Source organism: Fibrobacter succinogenes subsp. succinogenes S85 (assembly GCF_000146505.1).
Classification (GTDB): domain Bacteria; phylum Fibrobacterota; class Fibrobacteria; order Fibrobacterales; family Fibrobacteraceae; genus Fibrobacter; species Fibrobacter succinogenes.
The window spans coordinates 2,163,038-2,179,749 of record NC_017448.1 but is presented as its reverse complement, the minus strand read 5'-3'; the positions used below and the strand labels follow the sequence as shown (position 1 = coordinate 2,179,749).

Here is a 16,712-nt window from a genome sequence, read left to right as displayed (position 1 = left end):
AATGGGTCACAAAACTCATCCTAATGGTCTTCGTCTTGGCGTTATCCGCGGTTGGGAATCCAAGTGGTATGCCGAAGACAAGTTTGCCGATCTTCTCTATGAAGATATCGTGCTCCGTCGCTACTTGATGAAGCGTTTCGAACATGCCTCCCTCTCCAAGGTCGGCATCGAACGTACCGTCAAGAAGGTGAACGTTAACCTCTATACCGCTCGCCCGGGTATCGTTATCGGTAAAAAGGGCGAAGAATTGGAACGTTTGAAGGGCGAACTCCAGTTCCTCACCGGTAAAGAAATCTATATTGCAGTCCACGAAATCAAGCGTCCGGAAACTGATGCCAAGCTCGTGGCTGAAAACATTGCTCGCCAGCTCGAAAAGCGTATTTCTTTCCGCCGTGCCATGAAGCGCGCTATCCAGTCCGCTATGCGCATGGGTGTGGAAGGTATCAAGGTGCAGTGCGGTGGCCGCCTCGGTGGTGCCGAAATTGCCCGCGTTGAAAAGTATGCCGAAGGCCGCGTGCCTCTGCACACTCTTCGTGCTGACATCGACTACGCAACTGCCATCGCTAAGACCGTTTATGGTGCCATCGGTATCAAGGTGTGGATCATGCACGGTGAAAAGATCGGTAAGGACGTCATGAACGACAACAAGAGAGAGAAGTAATTATGCTGAGTCCGAAAAGAACATTGCATCGTAAGCAAATGAAAGGGCGCATGAAGGGCGTCGCCTCTCGTGGCAACTATATCGCCTTTGGCGAATTCGGTATCCAGGCTCTTGAAAAGTGCTGGCTCACCGCTCGCCAGATCGAAGCTGCTCGTATCGCCATGACTCGTAAGATCAAGCGTGGTGGTCGCGTGTGGATTCGCGTCTTCCCCGATAAGCCGATTACCCGTCACCCTGCAGAAGCCCGTATGGGTAAGGGTAAGGGCGCAGTCGAATTCTGGGCAGCCGTAATCCTCCCGGGTCGCATCCTTTTTGAAATGGGTGGTGTTGAACGTGAACTTGCCATGGAAGCTCTCCATGTCGCAATTCAGAAGCTCCCCCTTAAGTGCAAAATCATCGAAGAATCGGAGATCTAATGAAAGCACGTGAATTGAAAGAACTGGGCGTTGACCAGCTCAAGGAAAAACTGGCTCAGTTGAATCTCGATTTGTTCAATTACCGCATGACTGCGAAGCTCGGTAATTTGGAAAAACCCTCTGTGATTCAAGCTGCCCGCAAGGACATCGCCAGAATCAAGACCATCCTCAGCGAAAAGGCCAAGGCATAAGCCGGCAGGAGCAGGAAATGGAAAGAAACCTTCGTAAAGTCAAGCAGGGTATCGTCTCCTCCGACAAGATGGACAAGACGATTACGGTTGTGGTCGAAAACCGCAAGCGTCACCCGATGTACAACAAGATCATGACTACGACCAGCAAGCTCAAGGCTCACGATGAAAAGAATGAAGCCGAAGAAGGCGACTTGGTCGAAATCATGGAAACTCGTCCCCTCTCTGCAACGAAGCGCTGGCGCCTCGTCCGCATTGTGGAAAAGAAGAAGTAAACTCCTGGAGTAAGGCGAATATGATTCAAGAAGAAACCAGACTCGTCGTGGCCGATAACAGTGGTGCCAAGGAAGTCGCCTGCATCCGTGTTTTGGGTGGCACAAACCGTCGCTATGCTAGCATCGGTGATGTCATCAAGGTAGCCGTTAAGGACGCTATCCCCCAGAGCAAGGTGAAGAAGGGTTCCGTGGCCGACGCCGTCGTCGTCCGCACAGCTAAAGAAATCGCACGTCCGGACGGAACGTTCATTCGTTTCTCCGACAACGCAGTGGTTCTCATCAACAAGGATGGCGAACCGCGTGGAACCCGTATTTTTGGACCGGTGGCTCGTGAGCTCCGCGACAAGAAGTACATGAAGATCATCTCCCTCGCACCTGAGGTTCTCTAATGGCTAACATCAAGAAGAATGATAACGTCAAGGTGATTTCCGGTGTTGACAAGGGCAAGACCGGCACCGTGATCAGCGTCAAGGATGGCAAGGTGGTCGTTTCGGGCGTCAACGTCCGCAAGCGTCACGAAAAGCCGTCTCAGACCAATCAGACTGGTGGCATCGTTGAAAAGGAATTGCCGATTGACATTTCCAACGTGATGCTTCTCGAAGGCAACACTCCCGTTCGTACCCGCATCGTCCGCGAAAAGGGTAAGAAGGGCGTTCGTACCAGTGTCAAGACTGGAAAGGCTGTGTAAGGTAACGCAATGAACCAGATGAAGCAATTCTATCTCGAAAAGGTCGTTCCGGCCTTGCAGCAAAAGTTTGCCTACAAGAACGTGATGCAGATTCCGCGTCTCGAAAAGATCGTGCTCAACATGGGCGTGGGCGCCGCTTCCCAGAACCGCAAGATTCTCGACGAAGCTGCTGACACTCTCACTGCTATCACCGGTCAGAAGGCTATTGTCACTAACGCTAAGAAGGCTGTCGCTAACTTCCACCTCCGTGAAGGTATCGGCATCGGTGCTAAGGTCACACTTCATGGCGACAACATGTGGGACTTCCTCTATCGTTTCATCAACATCGACCTTCCGCGTGTCCGCGACTTCCGTGGTCTCGCACGCCGTGGCTTTGATGGCATGGGTAACTTCACCCTCGGCATCAAGGAACAGACGATCTTTGTTGAAATCGACATTGACAAGATTTCCCGTACCTTCGGTATGGACATCTCTTTCGTCACCTCCGCTAAGACGGACGATGAAGGTCGCGCCCTTCTCGAAGAACTTGGACTCCCCTTCAGGAAGTAAGGTAATACCATGGCAAGCAGAAGAATGATTGAAAAATGCAAGCGTACTCCGAAGTATACCGTTCGTGGGTACAACCGTTGCAAGCGTTGCGGTAGGCCGCACGCCTTTATGCGCCGCTTTGGCCTTTGCCGTATTTGCTTCCGCGAAATGGCACTCGCCGGCGAAATCCCCGGTATCACAAAGTCGTCTTGGTAAGGAGAGTATAAAATGGCAATGACAGATACTATCGCCGATATGCTCACCCGTATCCGCAATGCCTCTACGGCAAAGCTCCCCGTGGTGGACATTCCTGCCAGCAATCTGAAGCGTGATATTGCACGTGTGTTGCAGGAAAAAGGTTTCATTAAGAAGTTCGTCGTCGTCGATGACGGTAAGCAGGGCATCCTCAAGGTCCTCCTCCGTTACACGAAGGGCGAATCCGCTATCCAGGGCCTCCAGCGCGTTTCTACGCCGGGTCTCCGTCACTATGTTGACGTGGCCAAGCTTCCGCGCGTTCGCAACGGCCTCGGCTATGCTATCATCTCCACATCTAAAGGTGTCATGACTGACCACGAAGCCCGCGAACTCAAGGTGGGTGGCGAAGTCATCGCAAAGGTATGGTAAAGATGTCCCGTATCGGTAAAGCTATTATCACTATCCCGGCTGGCGTTAAGGTTAACGTCAACGGTCAGAACATCAAGGTCGAAGGCCCGAAGGGCAAGCTCGAAACGACAGTTCACGAACTCATCTCCATCAACCTCGATGGCGACAAGCTCTCCTTCACCCGCCCGAATGATGAAAAGTTCACCCGCGCTATGCACGGCACCACTCGCGCTCTCGTCAATAACATGGTCGAAGGCGTGACCAAGGGTTTCCAGAAGACTCTCGAAATCGTTGGCGTTGGCTACCGCGTAGAACAGAAGGGCAAGGACCTCAACTTGGTTCTCGGCTTCTCTCATCCGGTGATCTTCAAGGCTCCGGAAGGCGTTGAACTGAAGGCTGTTGATCCGCTGAAGATTACGATCTCCGGCATCGACAAGCAGAAGGTTGGCCAGGCTGCCGCAGAAATTCGCAAGTACCGTAAGCCTGAACCGTATAAGGGCAAGGGCATCAAGTACGCTGGCGAAATTGTGCGTCGCAAGCAGGGTAAGAAGACAGGTAAATAAGGGTAAACTATGACTGCAATTGCTAAAAAAAGAATCCAGTCCAGAATCGCACGCCACGAACGCGTACGCAAGTCTGTTGTCGGAACTGCAGAATGCCCTCGTTTGGCTGTTCGCCGTTCCTTGTCTCACATGATTGCCCAGATCTTTGATGACGAAAACAACAAGTCTGTCGCTCAGGTCACCACAGCTTCCAAGGAATTCCAGGGTAAGTTTGGTGAAATGACGAAGACCGAACAGGCTAAGCAGCTCGGTCTCCAGATTGCTGAACTCGCCAAGTCCAAGGGCATTGAATCCGTGGTCTTCGACCGCGGCGGTTACATCTATCACGGTCGCGTTCAGGCTCTCGCTGAGGGAGCTCGTGAAGGCGGACTCAAATTCTAGTGAGGTACACTTTGGAACGCGAAGCTCAAGTTTCTGAATTTGAAGACAAGGTTGTACACATCAACCGTTGCGCTAAGACCGTCAAGGGCGGCCGTCGCATGTCCTTCTCCGCTCTCGTTGTCGTCGGCAACAAGAACGGCAAGGTCGGTGTCGGTCTCGGCAAGGCTAAGGAAGTTTCCGAAGCTATCCGTAAGGGTACCGAAGCTGCCCAGAGAAACATCGTGGAAGTCCAGCTCCTCGATGGCACCATCCCGCACGACATCGAAGTGAAGAGCGGTTCTACCCGCATCCTCCTCATGCCGGCTGCTCCGGGTACTGGTGTTATCGCCGGTGCTGCTGCCCGTGCAGTTCTCGAACTCGCCGGTGTCCGCAACATCCTCACGAAGATTCACGGTTCCTCCAATCCGAGCACTGTCGTCAGCGCTTGCTTGGAAGGCCTGCTTTCTCAGAAGAACAAACAGGACTGCGCCAAGTTGCGTGGTTTTGAAGCCTAAGGAGTAATACCTAATGAAGAAAGTTCGTATTACTTTGATCAAGGGTATCGTCCGTCGCCTTCCGGTGCATCGCGCTAACGTGGCTGCACTCGGTCTCCGCAAGATCGGACAAACTGTTGAACACAATCTGACTCCGTCCATCCAGGGCATGATCAATGCCGTGAAGGACATGGTCAAGGTCGAGGAGATCTAAGATGGAACTCAATACTCTCAATCCTGGCAAGGCTGCCAAGGGCAAGAGCCGCAAGCGCATCGGTCGTGGTCCGGGCTCTGGCTGGGGCACAACTGCCGGTCGTGGTCAGAAGGGTGCTGGTGCTCGTAAGAGCGCTAAGGCCGGTCGCGTCGCTTTCGAAGGCGGCCAGATGCCGATTCACCGTCGTATCCCGAAGCGCGGCTTCAAGCACGCTGGTGTTGAATTCCAGATCGTGAACCTGAAGCGCCTCGCCGCTGTTAGCGCTGTTGATTTCGACGCCAAGGTCCTCTTCGACCTCGGCTTCATCAAGAACGTCGAACTGCCGGTCAAGGTCCTCGCTTTTGGTTCTATCGACAAGGCTATCAACGTAAAGGTTAACGCTATCAGCGAAAAGGCAAAGGCTGCCATTGAAGCTGCTGGCGGCAAAGTTGAGATCATCTAATGGAAGCACTCAAGAAAGCCATCGATGCGTTTGTCAATGCGTTCAAGATTGAGGAACTGCGCAAGAAGATTCTCTTCACGCTCGGTCTTTTGATCGTCTACCGCATTGGCTCTCACATCTCCATCCCCGGAGTTAACGCTGCGGTCCTCGCAGAATACTTCAAAAATTCGAATAACCTGTTTGGCCTGTACGACTCGTTTACCGGCGGTGCATTTGCGAAAGCAACTGTATTTGCCCTCGGTATCATGCCGTACATTAGCGCAAGCATCATCCTCCAGTTGATGGGCTCGGTCATCCCGGCCATCCAGATGCTCCAGAAGGAGGGTCAGGAAGGTCGCGCTAAGCTGAATCAGTATACCCGATACTTCACGGTGGTCCTTTCCGCCTTGCAGGGATGGGGCATTTCTATGTGGCTTTCTAACCTCAAGGTGACGACGGCTGCCGGTACGGGCATCTCGGTCCTTTCCGAGAACTTCTCGTCCGGCCTCGGCAACGTAGGCTTTCGTCTCCTTGCAACGTTAACCTTCACCGTAGGTACGATCTTCTTGATGTACCTTGGCGAGCAGATTACCTCGCACGGTGTGGGTAACGGTATTTCCCTTATAATTTTCGCCGGTATCGTCGGTGGCCTTCCGCGGGCCATCTTGGCCGAAGCGGAAATGTTTAATGAAGGCATCCAGCCGCTTGCGATCGAGGTCTTTATCTTGGCGATTGTGGTTGTCATTGTCGGATTTATCGTTTTCGTCGAGCAGGCGACCCGTCGCATTCCACTCCAAAGTCCTCGCAGGACTGTCGGAAACAAGGTCTTGGGTGGTCAGGCTAGCTATTTGCCTTTCAAGGTGAACACCGCTAACGTGATTCCCGTGATCTTTGCCTCTTGCATCATGTTCATTCCGGCCATGGTTGCATCTTGGTTCCCGAATGTGTCCGCGATGCAGGCTTTTGCCTCTGCATTTATTCCGGGCCATATCTCCTACAGCGTAGTAGATGCCCTCCTCATCATATTCTTCACCTACTTCTACACGGCAATCCAGTACAACCCGAACGACATTGCCGAAAACCTCAAGAGAAGCGGTGGGTTTATTCCGGGAGTCCGTCCGGGTAAGCAGACAGCAGAATACATTGACCACGTTTTGACCAGAATTTCTTTGCCTGGGTCTCTTTACCTCGCTTTAATCAGCGTTGTTCCCCTGCATTTGAAAGACGCTCTCAATATGAGTTTCTATATTGGAGGTACCTCGGTCTTGATCGTGGTGGGTGTTGCTCTGGATACTCTTCGTCAGCTCGAAGCCCAGTTGCATACCAAAAATTATGAAGGTTTCTTGAAACGCGGCCGCATTCGCGGCAGGATGGCATCTTAGTGGCTAAAGAAGAAGGTATACAAGTAGAAGGCGTTGTGTTGGAAGCTCTTCCCAACGCTTTCTTCCGTGTTCAACTCGGAAATGGTCACGAGATTCTCGCCCATGTTTCAGGAAAAATGCGCCGGCATTTCATTAGAATCTTGCCGGACGACAAAGTGTTGGTCGAGATTTCCCCGTACGATTTAAATCGCGGGCGAATTACTTACCGTTACAAGTAATAGGTATTACAAAAGAAGGTCAAACCTATGAAAATCAAAGCCTCCATCAAACCCAGATGTGAAAACTGCAAGATCATCCGTCGTAAGGGTGTATTGCGCATCATCTGTTCGAAGAACCCCCGTCACAAGCAGAAGCAGGGATAAGGAGATCGTATGGCACGTATCGCTGGTGTCGATTTACCGAAAAACAAGACTGTTGAATACGGTCTGACGGCAATCTATGGTGTCGGTCTGTTCACCGCTAACAAGGTCTGTGCTCAGTTGGGCATTGACAAGAACAAGAAGTGTGACGACCTGACTGAAGAAGAACAAGGTAAGATTCGTCATCTTTTGGAAGATGAATACTCTGTGGAAGGTCAGCTCCGCGCAGAAGTTACCTTGAACATCAAGCGTTTGCAGGACATTGGCTGCTATCGCGGCATCCGCCACCGCAAGGGCCTCCCGGTCCGCGGTCAGCGTTCCCGCACCAACGCCCGCACACGTAAGGGCCCCAAGAAGACTGTGGCTAACAAGAAGAAGTAAGGAGTATCATCGTGGCTGAAGAAGAAATCAAGGAAACTGCTGCTGCCGCTGCTGAAGCTCCGGCTGCTGCTGAAGAAGTCAAGATCAAGAAGGGCAAGAAGCGCATTGACATCCAGGGTATCGCCTGCGTGTTCGCTTCCTTCAACAATACAATCGTTTCTATCACCGACGCTCGTGGCAACGTTGTCGCTTGGGGTTCTCCGGGTAACTCCGGTTTCAAGGGCTCCCGCAAGAGCACACCGTTTGCAGCCCAGCTCGCCGCTGAAACCGCTGCCCACAAGGCATTCGATCTCGGCATGCGCAAGGTGGACGTTCGCGTTAAGGGTGCTGGTGGCGGCCGTGAATCTGCCGTCCGCGCTCTCAAGAATGCGGGCCTCGAAGTTCTCTCTATTCGAGACGTGACGGGCATTCCGCACAATGGTTGCCGTCCTAAAAAGAAGAGAAGAATTTAATCCAAAGAGGTATCGCCAATGATGTGGAAATCACTTCAGATGCCGCGCAGCTTCCAGAAAGTGGAAACCGGCGAAGATGGCCGCTACGCCAAGTTTGTCGTAGAAGCCTTGGAACGTGGCTGGGGTATTACCCTCGGTAACGCTCTCCGTCGCGTGCTCCTCTCCTCTCTGCAGGGTGCGGCTATTGTCTCCGTGAAAATCGAAGGCGTTGACAAGGAATTTTCGACGATTCCGGGTGTGAAGGAAGATGTCACTGACATTATCCTGAACCTCAAGAGCATCCGTGTAAAGCTCCTGTCTGATCATGATGAAACCCTTCACCTGGACATGTCCGGTGATGGCGAAGTCACGGCCAAGGACTTTATGGACAATCCAAATGTCACTATCCTGACTCCGGATGTTCACATTGCGACATTGAACGGCAACGCTTCTTTGTCGATGGACGTGAAGATCTCCTGCGGTCGTGGTTATGTTGTTGCCGACGAACTTAAGGACAAGGACGCTCCGATTGGCGTTATCGCCATGGATGCGAACTTCAACCCGGTTCAGAAAGTCGCAATGCACATCAGCGATACCCGCGTTGGTCAGAAGACGGACTACAACCGTCTGGAACTTGAAATTACAACAGACGGTTCCATTGACCCGGAAGACGCTCTTGCATACGCTGCAAAGCTTCTTGTGGATCACTTGGAAATCTTCATCAACTTCGAAGGCGATCTCGAATCTCCTGAAGAACTCGAAATGGATGAAGAACGTCAGCGTATCGCTAACCTCCTCCGTATGCGCGTGGACGATCTGGAACTTTCCGTTCGCTCCAGCAACTGCCTCCGTATGGCAAACATCCATACCATTGGCGAGCTTGTTCGCAACAAGGAAAACGATATGCTCAAATACAAGAACTTCGGTAGGAAGTCCTTGGTTGAACTTAACGAGGTGTTGACGTCGATGGGCCTTTCTTTTGGCATGGACGTCGATGATTACTTGAAGGATTAAACATGAGACACGGTGTAAAAAACAAGAAACTGGGTGTTAACGCCCAACACAAGCGTGCCATCCTCCGCGCCCTCACGACTTCTATTCTCGAGAAGGGCATGGAAACGGATCAGAACAAGCGCTATGTGCGTACCACTCTCCACAAGGCTAAGCTTGTGCGCAGCTGTGTAGAACGCATGATTACCTACGCAAAGAAGGGTGACCTTTCTGCACGTCGTGAAGCTGCTCGCTTCGTGATGGACCCGAAGGTTCTCCAGGATTTGTTCAACACGATCGGTCCGCGTTATGCTAACCGCAACGGTGGTTACACTCGCGTGCTGAAGCTCGGCCCGAACCGCGCCGGTGACGCTGCTGAAATGGCTCTTATCGGTCTCGTCGAAGACGAAATCGTTGCTAAGGCCAAGAAGGCTGCTGAACCTGCTAAGGCTGACGCTGCTGTTGACATGGTCGAAGGCGAAGGCAAGTCCGCTAACTAAGATCAAAAAAACGGTCTTTAAAAAAGGCACGGCTTATATGCCGCGCCTTTTTTTGCGTTATATGACTATTGACCAATGACCATTGACAAATAACCAATGACTAATGACCAATAACTGATGATTTGGTTCTACTCTTCATTTTAATTTTTGTATTATTAGGTAACTTGTCATCTCTTTTTCTATTGTAGTAATATGCGATCTTTTATAGCTTATCTGCTTTTAGCATGCGTGTGCGTGTTTGCTTCGGAATCCATGTTCGGCAACTCGAGTACTGCGAGAAACCTGGTCCTTGGTGAAGGTACATCTACGCGCGGTGCCGCTTCGCTTACGCCGATGTATGCCGAAATGACGGTGGATTCCAATTACGTGCTTGGTCCGGGCGACTTTCTGGACTTGATGCTTGAGGACAAGTACCTTTCTATCCAGATTTACCCGGACGGCAGCGTGGCTGTTGAAGAATGCGGTGCCGTGCATGTGGGCGGAAAGACTTTTGGCGAGGCGCAGAGACTTATCCTTGACCTTGTTTCCAAGCGCTACAAGCGCGAGTTCTGCTTTGTGCAGCTTGCGGCTTTGAAGAAGTTCCGCGTGAATGCGATGGGTGCCGTAGGCCTTGTGGGCCAGCATATTGTTGATCCGCAGACGAGACTTAGCCAGTTTATCCGTGCGATCGGAAATCCGCTTGCTAATGCGAATACGGAAGATGTCCAGGTGATTCGCGGCAAGGACACTATCCATGTGAACTATACTGCGATGACGACGAATGGCGAATTCGAAAATGATGTGATGCTTGAACAGGGCGACAAGATTTTTGTGCCGTTCGTGCCGATGGGCGATAACGTTACGTTGTTGTTCCCAGGATACAGGACGAGTGTCGCTTACCGTCCGGAAAGGACACTTGCGGATTACTTTGACCTCGCCGGTGCAAACAGGATGCACAACTTTGGCTACAAGTCGGTCTGTGTGCGTGAACCGGACAAGGACCCGCGCTGGATTACGCTTGCCGAAATGAAGACGACAACGGTCGAGCCGAATACGGAAATTGAGTTTTTCGTGAAGGAACTGTTTGTGTACTTAGGCGGTTCTGTTAGCTTCATCGGTCGTTACAATTACAACCCGACATGGCATGCGATTGACTATATCTCCTCGGGCGGTGTGAACACGATTACGGGATCCTGGAACCAGGTGAGGGTCTGGCGTGGTGCAAAGCCTGAAGCCATTCCGATCAATGTGTCTACGGATCCGATTTTGCCGGGCGACTACATCGAAATCCCGAAGAGCCATTACGAATCGTTCAAGGACTTTACCTTGTTCATGGCATCCCTTTTGAGTGTGATTTCGTCTGCGTTCATCATTTACGTCACTTACAACAAGTAGCTTATGGAAAAGCAAGAGTCTATTGGTTTTGTTGAAATCTGTCTGCGGATTCTGAATAACGACTTGAAGCATTTCAAGTTTGTTGCCGCGATGGTCATTATCCCGACGATTATTGCCTTTGTGATGGTCATGTGGGTCGTGAAGCCGAAGTATGCCGCATCGGCGATTGTCACTCCGCCGGCCTCGACGCAGCCTATGTCGGGGATGCTCAGCGGGCTCATGGGTTCTTCGGGCATGAGTTCGCTCCTTGGAATTTCCATGGACAACGAGGACGTGAATGCCGTGTGGACGATTCTCAATTCCTGGGAACTGCACAACATGGTCATCGACAAGTTTGACCTTGCAAAGCACTACAAGTTCAAGGGCAAGTTCCATGCGGACTTGCTCAAGGAGTTCCGCAAGAATTTCGGTCTTGAGCTGAACAAGGAAGAAATGCTTTCCATCTACTTCAAGGATACGGATGCGAAGCTCGCTGTCGATGTCCTGAACTTCATGCTTGACAAGGCGGATTCCTCGTTCAACGCATTCAAGACGAAGCAGGCCCGCCAGTCTAGGGAATATTTCCAGACGAGGCTTGATTCTTGCTACCATACGCTGGATTCCTTGCTTGGCGAGTTTGTCGATTTCCAGGTGAAGAACAATGTGTACGAACCGAACGTGCAGCTTGAGGCGACCATCAAGTACTTGAGCGAATTGCAGGCGATGCGCGAAGAAGTGAACATGGAATTGAACTTCGAAAAGCTGGACCGTGGCGAAAACAGCAAGCGTTACCAGGAACTCTCGAAGCGTATCAAGGGCGTGAATTCTGCACTTGGCGGAGCGCTCAAGGGCAAGCACAGCAACATCGGTATGATCGAGCTCAAGAAGTCTCCGGAGCTTTATGCGGAATACCTGAGGCGTGAGGCTGAAATTCGCATCCAGGAAGCAATGTACAAGGTGCTGCGCCAGCAGAGCGAACAGATGCGACTGGAAGAAGCGAAGACGCTTACGAACCTGCATGTGCTTGAACCGCCTTGGCAAAACGACAAGAAGATTTCTCCGAAGCGTGGGCTTATCCTTGCGTTTACGGTGTTCTTCTCGTTCTTCTTGGCTACACTCCTCAGTAACCTTGTCGAGTACATGCGCTCCGAAAGCCGCACGAACTCTAAGACCGCTGCCGAGTGGGATTTCTTCGTCAAGAAAGTCTGCTTCTGGCATAAGTAATTTCTGGGGCGTCAAGGCATGATGGAGGCGTTGTTTGCTCATCCAGAATCAAGCGTGATGTTTACGCTTGCTCTCGTTGCCTTGGTGCTTGTCTCTATTTTCAAGGAAGATTTTTTCCGCCCGTCGACTCTGTACTTTTTGGTGCAGATGGTGATGCTTGGCGTCTCCTATTTGCAGTTCTTGCCGATGATGTCGGACTTTAACTATTCGACGTGGCTCGTGTGGGGCGGCGGCATGTTCTGCTTTTTGGTCGGTTGCTATGTGACGGATTTCGCGTGGAAATCGGCTGGCGGCCCGCCACTGCAGAAGAAGCTTGAGGTTCATGGCGAGTACAACTGGGTCTGCCATTTCTTCCTCAGCTTTTCGGCGTTTGCGTATTTCTTTGTGGGCGTGCTCGGCGTCATCTCGGTGGCGGGGAACCTGGTGCTGTTGACGGACAACCCGTCGCAGTGGCTCACGGGTAAGGATAACGACGTGCTCAAGTACGCAGACTTCTTTACGTCGGGTGCGATGGTGGTCGGGCTTTTTGCAGTGGCGTCGTTCAAGTCCATGAACCCGGTGCGCTGGGTGCGCTATGCATCGCGCTTTATGGTGCTGTTCACAATTCTTCTTTCGTTTGCGACGTACCCGAGCCGTGGCATCAACATGCTTTGCCTTGGTATGTTCATGATTTTGTTCAACTACTTGCGTGGGCGTTTTTCATGGCGCTCGCTCGCGGTGGTGACGGTGTTTGTCTGCATCTTCTTTGTAGCGGTGGCGTCACTCAAGGGGCAGTATGGCAATTCCGATGTGACTGACAGTAAGATTGCAAAGGAAGTGGCTCTGCTCCCGTACAAGTACGTGGCGAATAACTATTGGAACCTGGATTACGCCTTCAACCGCTATAGCGATATCCCTGAGCACGACTGGACGTACGGCATTGACGCATTCTTTGGCGTGACGCACCTGCTGCATATTGGTGATGGGTTGCAGTCAAATTTTGGATGGGATACGCCGTTTAACGAGAGCGTAGTGAAATACACGGGTTTAAATACGATTCCGTACCTGTGGGATGCGTACAAGGACTTTGGACTCCCGGGGATTTTCCTGTTGCCGTTTTTCTTTGGCGTGCTGTTCACGTATAGCTATCACAAGATGGCGGTTGCAAAAAATCCGTTTATGCTTTTGCTCACGGCGACGTTCATGATGTGGATTATCCTGTGGAACTTCACGACCGGTTACAAGCAAAGTATGTACTGGGTGTGGATGTCGTTCTTCTTCTTTGTCTGCACGGTGAGCAGCGGCAAACGCTCAATTTTACCAGCGGACCCTGCCGTGGTGGGCGAAATACCCGAACAGGATTGCGGTGATCACAAGATCGCCTGTGAGTGCAAATAGCGGGATCATTGCATTTTCGAGATAGAGGCCTGCGAGCATGCAGGCGATGACGTTCGAGGCTCCGCCGACGCTTACCATGACGGCGTAGGCGCGTGTCGCATGTTCCTTGAGGAGTGTCGAGATGAGCGTGGTGCGTGCTGCCTGGAAAATGAGCGAGAACGAAAGTATCTGTAAAATATTTGCGCTTGTCTGTAATGTAGCGTCAGTCCACGGGGCTGCAAAGAAGAGAATTTTTAAAATCCATGAGGGAAATAACCACAGCGGCGAAGAGCACACGGCGATGAACAGCGTGAATATGGCGATGTCCTTGAGGTGGAGGTCCTTATCATGCGTGGAATGGAGCGTGATGAGGTTCGACGAGATGAAGTGAACCATGATGCCCGAGCAGAGCACGAGAATTTTATGCCCGAAGTTATAGCAGCCGAGGAATTCGGCGCTTGCGAATTTATCTGCGACGTAAAGCCCGATGGGGAGGTAGGCAAAGGCGGCAAAGCTCGAGATGGCGTACGGGATGCCCGCCTTGACCATGAGCGCGATAAAGCGGAACGTGCGGCGTGTGATTTTTAAGAGGTGTGCGTGGAACGCCTGCGTGACACCGTAGAAGAATGCGGGGAGGGCGGCAAGCACCATCGCAAGCGCAATGAGCTCGATGCGTTCAATCTTGAAGTAGAGTAGGGCCGCTCCCATGACCGCGGAATACGAAATCGTGTGCAGTAGCTTCGAGACGAAGAGCCGCTTCCAGAATTTTCCGCAGATGAAGTACCAGTCGAAAAACGCATGTTGGAACACGAGCCCGAATGTGAAAATCAGTTCGCCGTAAAAAATCGGGTGGTTGTAGCGGAACGTGAACGCGAAGGCGACCATGAGGAGAGCTGCAACCACGGCGGAGAAAAGTCTAAGCTGGAGGATGCTCCTGAAAAGAGAACCTTTTGTGGCACGGCTCCCGAAAAAGGCGAGGATGAGGGTCGTCATGCCGAAATCGGCGATGGCGCAGAAGATGGAGTAGTCGGTCTGGAGCAGCCCGAAATGCCCGTAAGAGGCGGTTCCAAGGTTACGCGCAATAAAATTCTGGACAAAAAATGAAATTCCTTGGATAAGGAGGTTTACAAATGCGATGAAAACACCGATTCTTATATTGCGGAAAGCTTGAAACATGGAGGTAAAGATAATTTATATATTTGTGCTATGGGAAAATTGCAAGGTCAAAGTTCTTTCTTCGTTCCGGGTCCGCCGGCAAAGCCGGGTGAGGCCCACAGGCCACTGGTCGAGTTCTTGCTTCGCGAAGTTCGCGGGGAGACTGTTCTCGATCTCGGTGGTGGAGCGGGCGCCTATTCGCTTGAGATGAAGAAGGCGGGCTTTGACACGACTGTCGCCGATATCAACGAGAAGTCGCTTGCAGTTGCCGAGAAGAACGGACTCAAGACTAAATTGCTTGAACCGGGCGAACCGCTTGGCGAAAACCTTGCCGATACGGTCATGATGATCGAGGTCTTGGAACATGTGCCAAATCCAGTGGACTTCTTGAAGTCTGCCATCGGGGCTGCCAAAAAGCGCGTGGTGTTTTCGCTCCCGTGTACGGACGATTTTAACACTTTGTTCGAATGCGGGCTCACGTATGCGCATATTGCGGTATCCGACCACCTGTGGCATTTTTCGTACGACGAGATGAAGCAGATGCTTGATTCCCTTGGTGTGGAGTATCGCCTCACGATGGGCGACTACTTGTTCCCGGGGGCTGGTATCAAGCTTTTGCGCGGCTGTTTTAAGGGACCTTTGGGCCTTTTGATACTCCCGTTCCGCGTACTGAACAAGCTGGGCTTGATTCCGAAGCGTTACCCGTCCCGTTTTTACGGGGTCATCGAAAAAAGGTGATTCGTTTTTAGGCAATTTTTTGTATCTTTGGTCTTGAAATCGCGAGAGTGGCGGAATTGGCAGACGCGCCAGACTTAGGATCTGGTACTTCGGTGTGTGGGTTCGACTCCCACCCCTCGCAGTTCTTTTTTATCACCTTTTAAACAACCGTATACCGGAGTATATATGTCCGCTGAAATCAAAGAAACAAGCGCAACCGTGCGCACCCTTGAAATTACAATCCCGCAGGGTGATCTCAAGGTTCCGTTCGAAAAGAAGCTTTCTCAGTACAAGAAGCAGGTCGCCTTGAAGGGCTTCCGCCAGGGTCAAGTGCCGAAGTCCATGATCTTGAAGCAGTTCGGACCGTCCATCCGTCACGAAGCTGTCGATGAAGTCGTGAACTCTATCGTTCAGGAAGAACTCAAGAAGGCCAACATCATTCCGGTCGGCAAGATGCTCGTGAAGGATTTCAACGACGACGAAAAGAGCGACATCACACTTAAGGTCGAAGTCGAAGTTGATCCGGAAATCGACATCAAGGGCTACGCTGACACGGGCATCACCGTTCCGGCTACCGCCGTTCACGAAGAAGAAGTCCAGGCCGAATTCGACCGCCTCATGCAGATGTGGAGCAAGGACGAACACGTTGACCGCGAAGCCAAGAAGGGCGACGTTGTCGTTGGCGACTATATCGAAGTTGTTATCGACGGTGAAAAGCAGGAACTTCCGGAAAACAAGGAATTCCGCTCCCTCCTCGGTGAATCCGCTTCTCCGGGATTCGACGAAGGCCTCATGGGCTCTAAGGCCGGCGACAAGAAGGAAATCAACTTCAAGTATCCGGATGACCACAAGGATGAACGTTACCGCGGCAAGACTGCCCAGTTCAACGTTGAAATCAAGGACGTCCGCGAAATCGTTCCGCCGACTTTGGACGAAGAATTCTGCAAGCAGATTGGCGTCAAGGACGAAGCTGACTTGAGAAACAACCTCGCTGAAAGCCTCGCCGCCCAGAAGAAGGACGCTGCCAAGAACAAGGCTATCAACGAAGCTATCGACAAGCTCATCGAAGCTAACCCGTTCGAAGTGCCGAAGGCTCGCATCTACGACCTCATCAAGTGGACGCTCAACCGCAATGCTCAGAGCGAAAAGGACGTTGTGGAACCGACAGAAGAACAGATAAATGAACTCTCCGGTGAAGCAATCCGCGAAATTAAGAAACACCGCATTCTCGAATTCGTTGCTACGCAGGAAAAGATCAAGCCGACTCAGGCTCTCGTTGACGAACGCCTCCAGCAGATGGCTAACGCTTACCACGTGGAATTCGAAAATCTGAAGAACCACTTCCGCCAGTCTGGCCGTATCAACCAGCTGCGCGACGAACTTCGCTTCCAGATGGCTGCTGACTTCATCGTCGGTATCCGCCCGGCAGCTGAAGAAACAAAGTAATAAGAGG

Annotated in this window: 27 protein-coding genes and 1 tRNA gene; 27 read left to right on the top strand and 1 reads right to left on the bottom strand. The window is 51.7% G+C overall.

What is annotated here, in order from left to right:
• Position 1: 1 nt before the first annotated feature.
• The 24 genes from rpsC (at position 2) to FSU_RS08855 (ending at position 13,408) form a co-directional block, all read left to right on the top strand.
• Positions 2–661 (top strand): 30S ribosomal protein S3, encoded by a 660-nt coding sequence (gene rpsC / locus FSU_RS08965; RefSeq protein WP_014546111.1) that lies wholly within the window; start codon positions 2–4, stop codon positions 659–661.
• 2 nt (positions 662–663) lie between these two features.
• Positions 664–1,077: a 50S ribosomal protein L16 gene (gene rplP / locus FSU_RS08960; protein ID WP_014546110.1), complete on the top strand. Its 414-nt coding sequence runs from the start codon at positions 664–666 to the stop codon at positions 1,075–1,077.
• On the top strand, positions 1,077–1,268 hold the full coding sequence (rpmC, locus tag FSU_RS08955; RefSeq protein ID WP_014546109.1) for a 50S ribosomal protein L29: 192 nt from the start codon (positions 1,077–1,079) through the stop codon (positions 1,266–1,268). The genes rplP and rpmC overlap by 1 nt, the downstream gene beginning before the upstream one ends.
• A gap of 17 nt (positions 1,269–1,285) precedes the next feature.
• Positions 1,286–1,540, top strand: coding sequence for a 30S ribosomal protein S17 (rpsQ, locus tag FSU_RS08950; protein WP_015732012.1), 255 nt, complete (start codon positions 1,286–1,288; stop codon positions 1,538–1,540).
• A gap of 20 nt (positions 1,541–1,560) precedes the next feature.
• Positions 1,561–1,929, top strand: coding sequence for a 50S ribosomal protein L14 (rplN, locus tag FSU_RS08945; RefSeq protein ID WP_015732011.1), 369 nt, complete (start codon positions 1,561–1,563; stop codon positions 1,927–1,929).
• Positions 1,929–2,228 (top strand): 50S ribosomal protein L24, encoded by a 300-nt coding sequence (rplX, locus tag FSU_RS08940; protein ID WP_014546108.1) that lies wholly within the window; start codon positions 1,929–1,931, stop codon positions 2,226–2,228. Before rplN ends, rplX begins: the two co-directional genes overlap by 1 nt.
• A 9-nt stretch (positions 2,229–2,237) precedes the next feature.
• Positions 2,238–2,777, top strand: coding sequence for a 50S ribosomal protein L5 (gene rplE, locus FSU_RS08935; protein ID WP_014546107.1), 540 nt, complete (start codon positions 2,238–2,240; stop codon positions 2,775–2,777).
• 9 nt (positions 2,778–2,786) lie between these two features.
• On the top strand, positions 2,787–2,972 hold the full coding sequence (locus tag FSU_RS08930; protein ID WP_014546106.1) for a type Z 30S ribosomal protein S14: 186 nt from the start codon (positions 2,787–2,789) through the stop codon (positions 2,970–2,972).
• Positions 2,973–2,984: 12 nt separating this feature from the next.
• A complete protein-coding gene (gene rpsH / locus FSU_RS08925) occupies positions 2,985–3,380 on the top strand; it encodes a 30S ribosomal protein S8 (protein ID WP_014546105.1) in 396 nt (131 codons plus the stop codon).
• Positions 3,381–3,382: 2 nt separating this feature from the next.
• Positions 3,383–3,922 carry a 50S ribosomal protein L6 gene (rplF, locus tag FSU_RS08920; protein WP_014546104.1) on the top strand — a complete coding sequence of 180 codons (540 nt, stop codon included), beginning with the start codon at positions 3,383–3,385 and terminating at the stop codon, positions 3,920–3,922.
• Between the two features lie 9 nt (positions 3,923–3,931).
• Positions 3,932–4,303, top strand: coding sequence for a 50S ribosomal protein L18 (gene rplR, locus FSU_RS08915; protein WP_014546103.1), 372 nt, complete (start codon positions 3,932–3,934; stop codon positions 4,301–4,303).
• An 11-nt stretch (positions 4,304–4,314) separates the two neighbouring features.
• Positions 4,315–4,797: a 30S ribosomal protein S5 gene (gene rpsE, locus FSU_RS08910; RefSeq protein WP_015732010.1), complete on the top strand. Its 483-nt coding sequence runs from the start codon at positions 4,315–4,317 to the stop codon at positions 4,795–4,797.
• 13 nt (positions 4,798–4,810) lie between these two features.
• Positions 4,811–4,990, top strand: a complete 180-nt coding sequence (gene rpmD, locus FSU_RS08905) for a 50S ribosomal protein L30 (protein WP_014546101.1) — start codon at positions 4,811–4,813, stop codon at positions 4,988–4,990.
• Position 4,991: 1 nt separating this feature from the next.
• Positions 4,992–5,432 carry a 50S ribosomal protein L15 gene (gene rplO, locus FSU_RS08900; RefSeq protein WP_014546100.1) on the top strand — a complete coding sequence of 147 codons (441 nt, stop codon included), beginning with the start codon at positions 4,992–4,994 and terminating at the stop codon, positions 5,430–5,432.
• Positions 5,432–6,793: a preprotein translocase subunit SecY gene (secY, locus tag FSU_RS08895; RefSeq protein ID WP_014546099.1), complete on the top strand. Its 1,362-nt coding sequence runs from the start codon at positions 5,432–5,434 to the stop codon at positions 6,791–6,793. Before rplO ends, secY begins: the two co-directional genes overlap by 1 nt.
• Positions 6,793–7,011: a translation initiation factor IF-1 gene (gene infA / locus FSU_RS16110; RefSeq protein ID WP_014546098.1), complete on the top strand. Its 219-nt coding sequence runs from the start codon at positions 6,793–6,795 to the stop codon at positions 7,009–7,011. The genes secY and infA overlap by 1 nt, the downstream gene beginning before the upstream one ends.
• Positions 7,012–7,038: 27 nt before the next feature.
• On the top strand, positions 7,039–7,155 hold the full coding sequence (rpmJ, locus tag FSU_RS08890) for a 50S ribosomal protein L36 (protein WP_014546097.1): 117 nt from the start codon (positions 7,039–7,041) through the stop codon (positions 7,153–7,155).
• 9 nt (positions 7,156–7,164) lie between these two features.
• Complete coding sequence (rpsM, locus tag FSU_RS08885; RefSeq protein ID WP_014546096.1) at positions 7,165–7,533, top strand: 30S ribosomal protein S13; 369 nt, start codon at positions 7,165–7,167, stop codon at positions 7,531–7,533.
• A 26-nt stretch (positions 7,534–7,559) separates the two neighbouring features.
• On the top strand, positions 7,560–7,985 hold the full coding sequence (gene rpsK, locus FSU_RS08880) for a 30S ribosomal protein S11 (RefSeq protein WP_049858437.1): 426 nt from the start codon (positions 7,560–7,562) through the stop codon (positions 7,983–7,985).
• Positions 7,986–8,003: 18 nt separating this feature from the next.
• Positions 8,004–8,978 (top strand): DNA-directed RNA polymerase subunit alpha, encoded by a 975-nt coding sequence (locus FSU_RS08875; protein ID WP_015732009.1) that lies wholly within the window; start codon positions 8,004–8,006, stop codon positions 8,976–8,978.
• Positions 8,979–8,980: 2 nt separating this feature from the next.
• Positions 8,981–9,454 carry a 50S ribosomal protein L17 gene (gene rplQ, locus FSU_RS08870; protein WP_015732008.1) on the top strand — a complete coding sequence of 158 codons (474 nt, stop codon included), beginning with the start codon at positions 8,981–8,983 and terminating at the stop codon, positions 9,452–9,454.
• A gap of 192 nt (positions 9,455–9,646) precedes the next feature.
• Complete coding sequence (locus FSU_RS08865; RefSeq protein ID WP_014546094.1) at positions 9,647–10,828, top strand: polysaccharide biosynthesis/export family protein; 1,182 nt, start codon at positions 9,647–9,649, stop codon at positions 10,826–10,828.
• A 3-nt stretch (positions 10,829–10,831) separates the two neighbouring features.
• Positions 10,832–12,031, top strand: a complete 1,200-nt coding sequence (locus FSU_RS08860) for a GumC family protein (protein WP_014546093.1) — start codon at positions 10,832–10,834, stop codon at positions 12,029–12,031.
• Between the two features lie 18 nt (positions 12,032–12,049).
• Positions 12,050–13,408, top strand: coding sequence for an O-antigen polymerase (locus FSU_RS08855; RefSeq protein WP_014546092.1), 1,359 nt, complete (start codon positions 12,050–12,052; stop codon positions 13,406–13,408).
• Here the strand turns inward: FSU_RS08855 and FSU_RS08850 are convergent.
• Positions 13,328–14,563: an oligosaccharide flippase family protein gene (locus tag FSU_RS08850; protein WP_015732007.1), complete on the bottom strand. Its 1,236-nt coding sequence runs from the start codon at positions 14,561–14,563 to the stop codon at positions 13,328–13,330. The two genes, FSU_RS08855 and FSU_RS08850, sit on opposite strands and share 81 nt — an antisense overlap.
• Positions 14,564–14,593: 30 nt before the next feature.
• Here FSU_RS08850 and FSU_RS08845 point away from each other — a divergent pair, with 30 nt between their 5' ends.
• From FSU_RS08845 to tig, 3 genes are all read left to right on the top strand, one after another.
• Entirely contained in the window at positions 14,594–15,280 is a 687-nt protein-coding gene (locus FSU_RS08845; protein WP_015732006.1) for a class I SAM-dependent methyltransferase, read from the top strand.
• Between the two features lie 41 nt (positions 15,281–15,321).
• A tRNA-Leu gene (locus FSU_RS08840) sits at positions 15,322–15,401 on the top strand.
• 44 nt (positions 15,402–15,445) lie between these two features.
• On the top strand, positions 15,446–16,705 hold the full coding sequence (gene tig / locus FSU_RS08835; protein ID WP_014546089.1) for a trigger factor: 1,260 nt from the start codon (positions 15,446–15,448) through the stop codon (positions 16,703–16,705).
• Positions 16,706–16,712 lie beyond the last annotated feature (7 nt).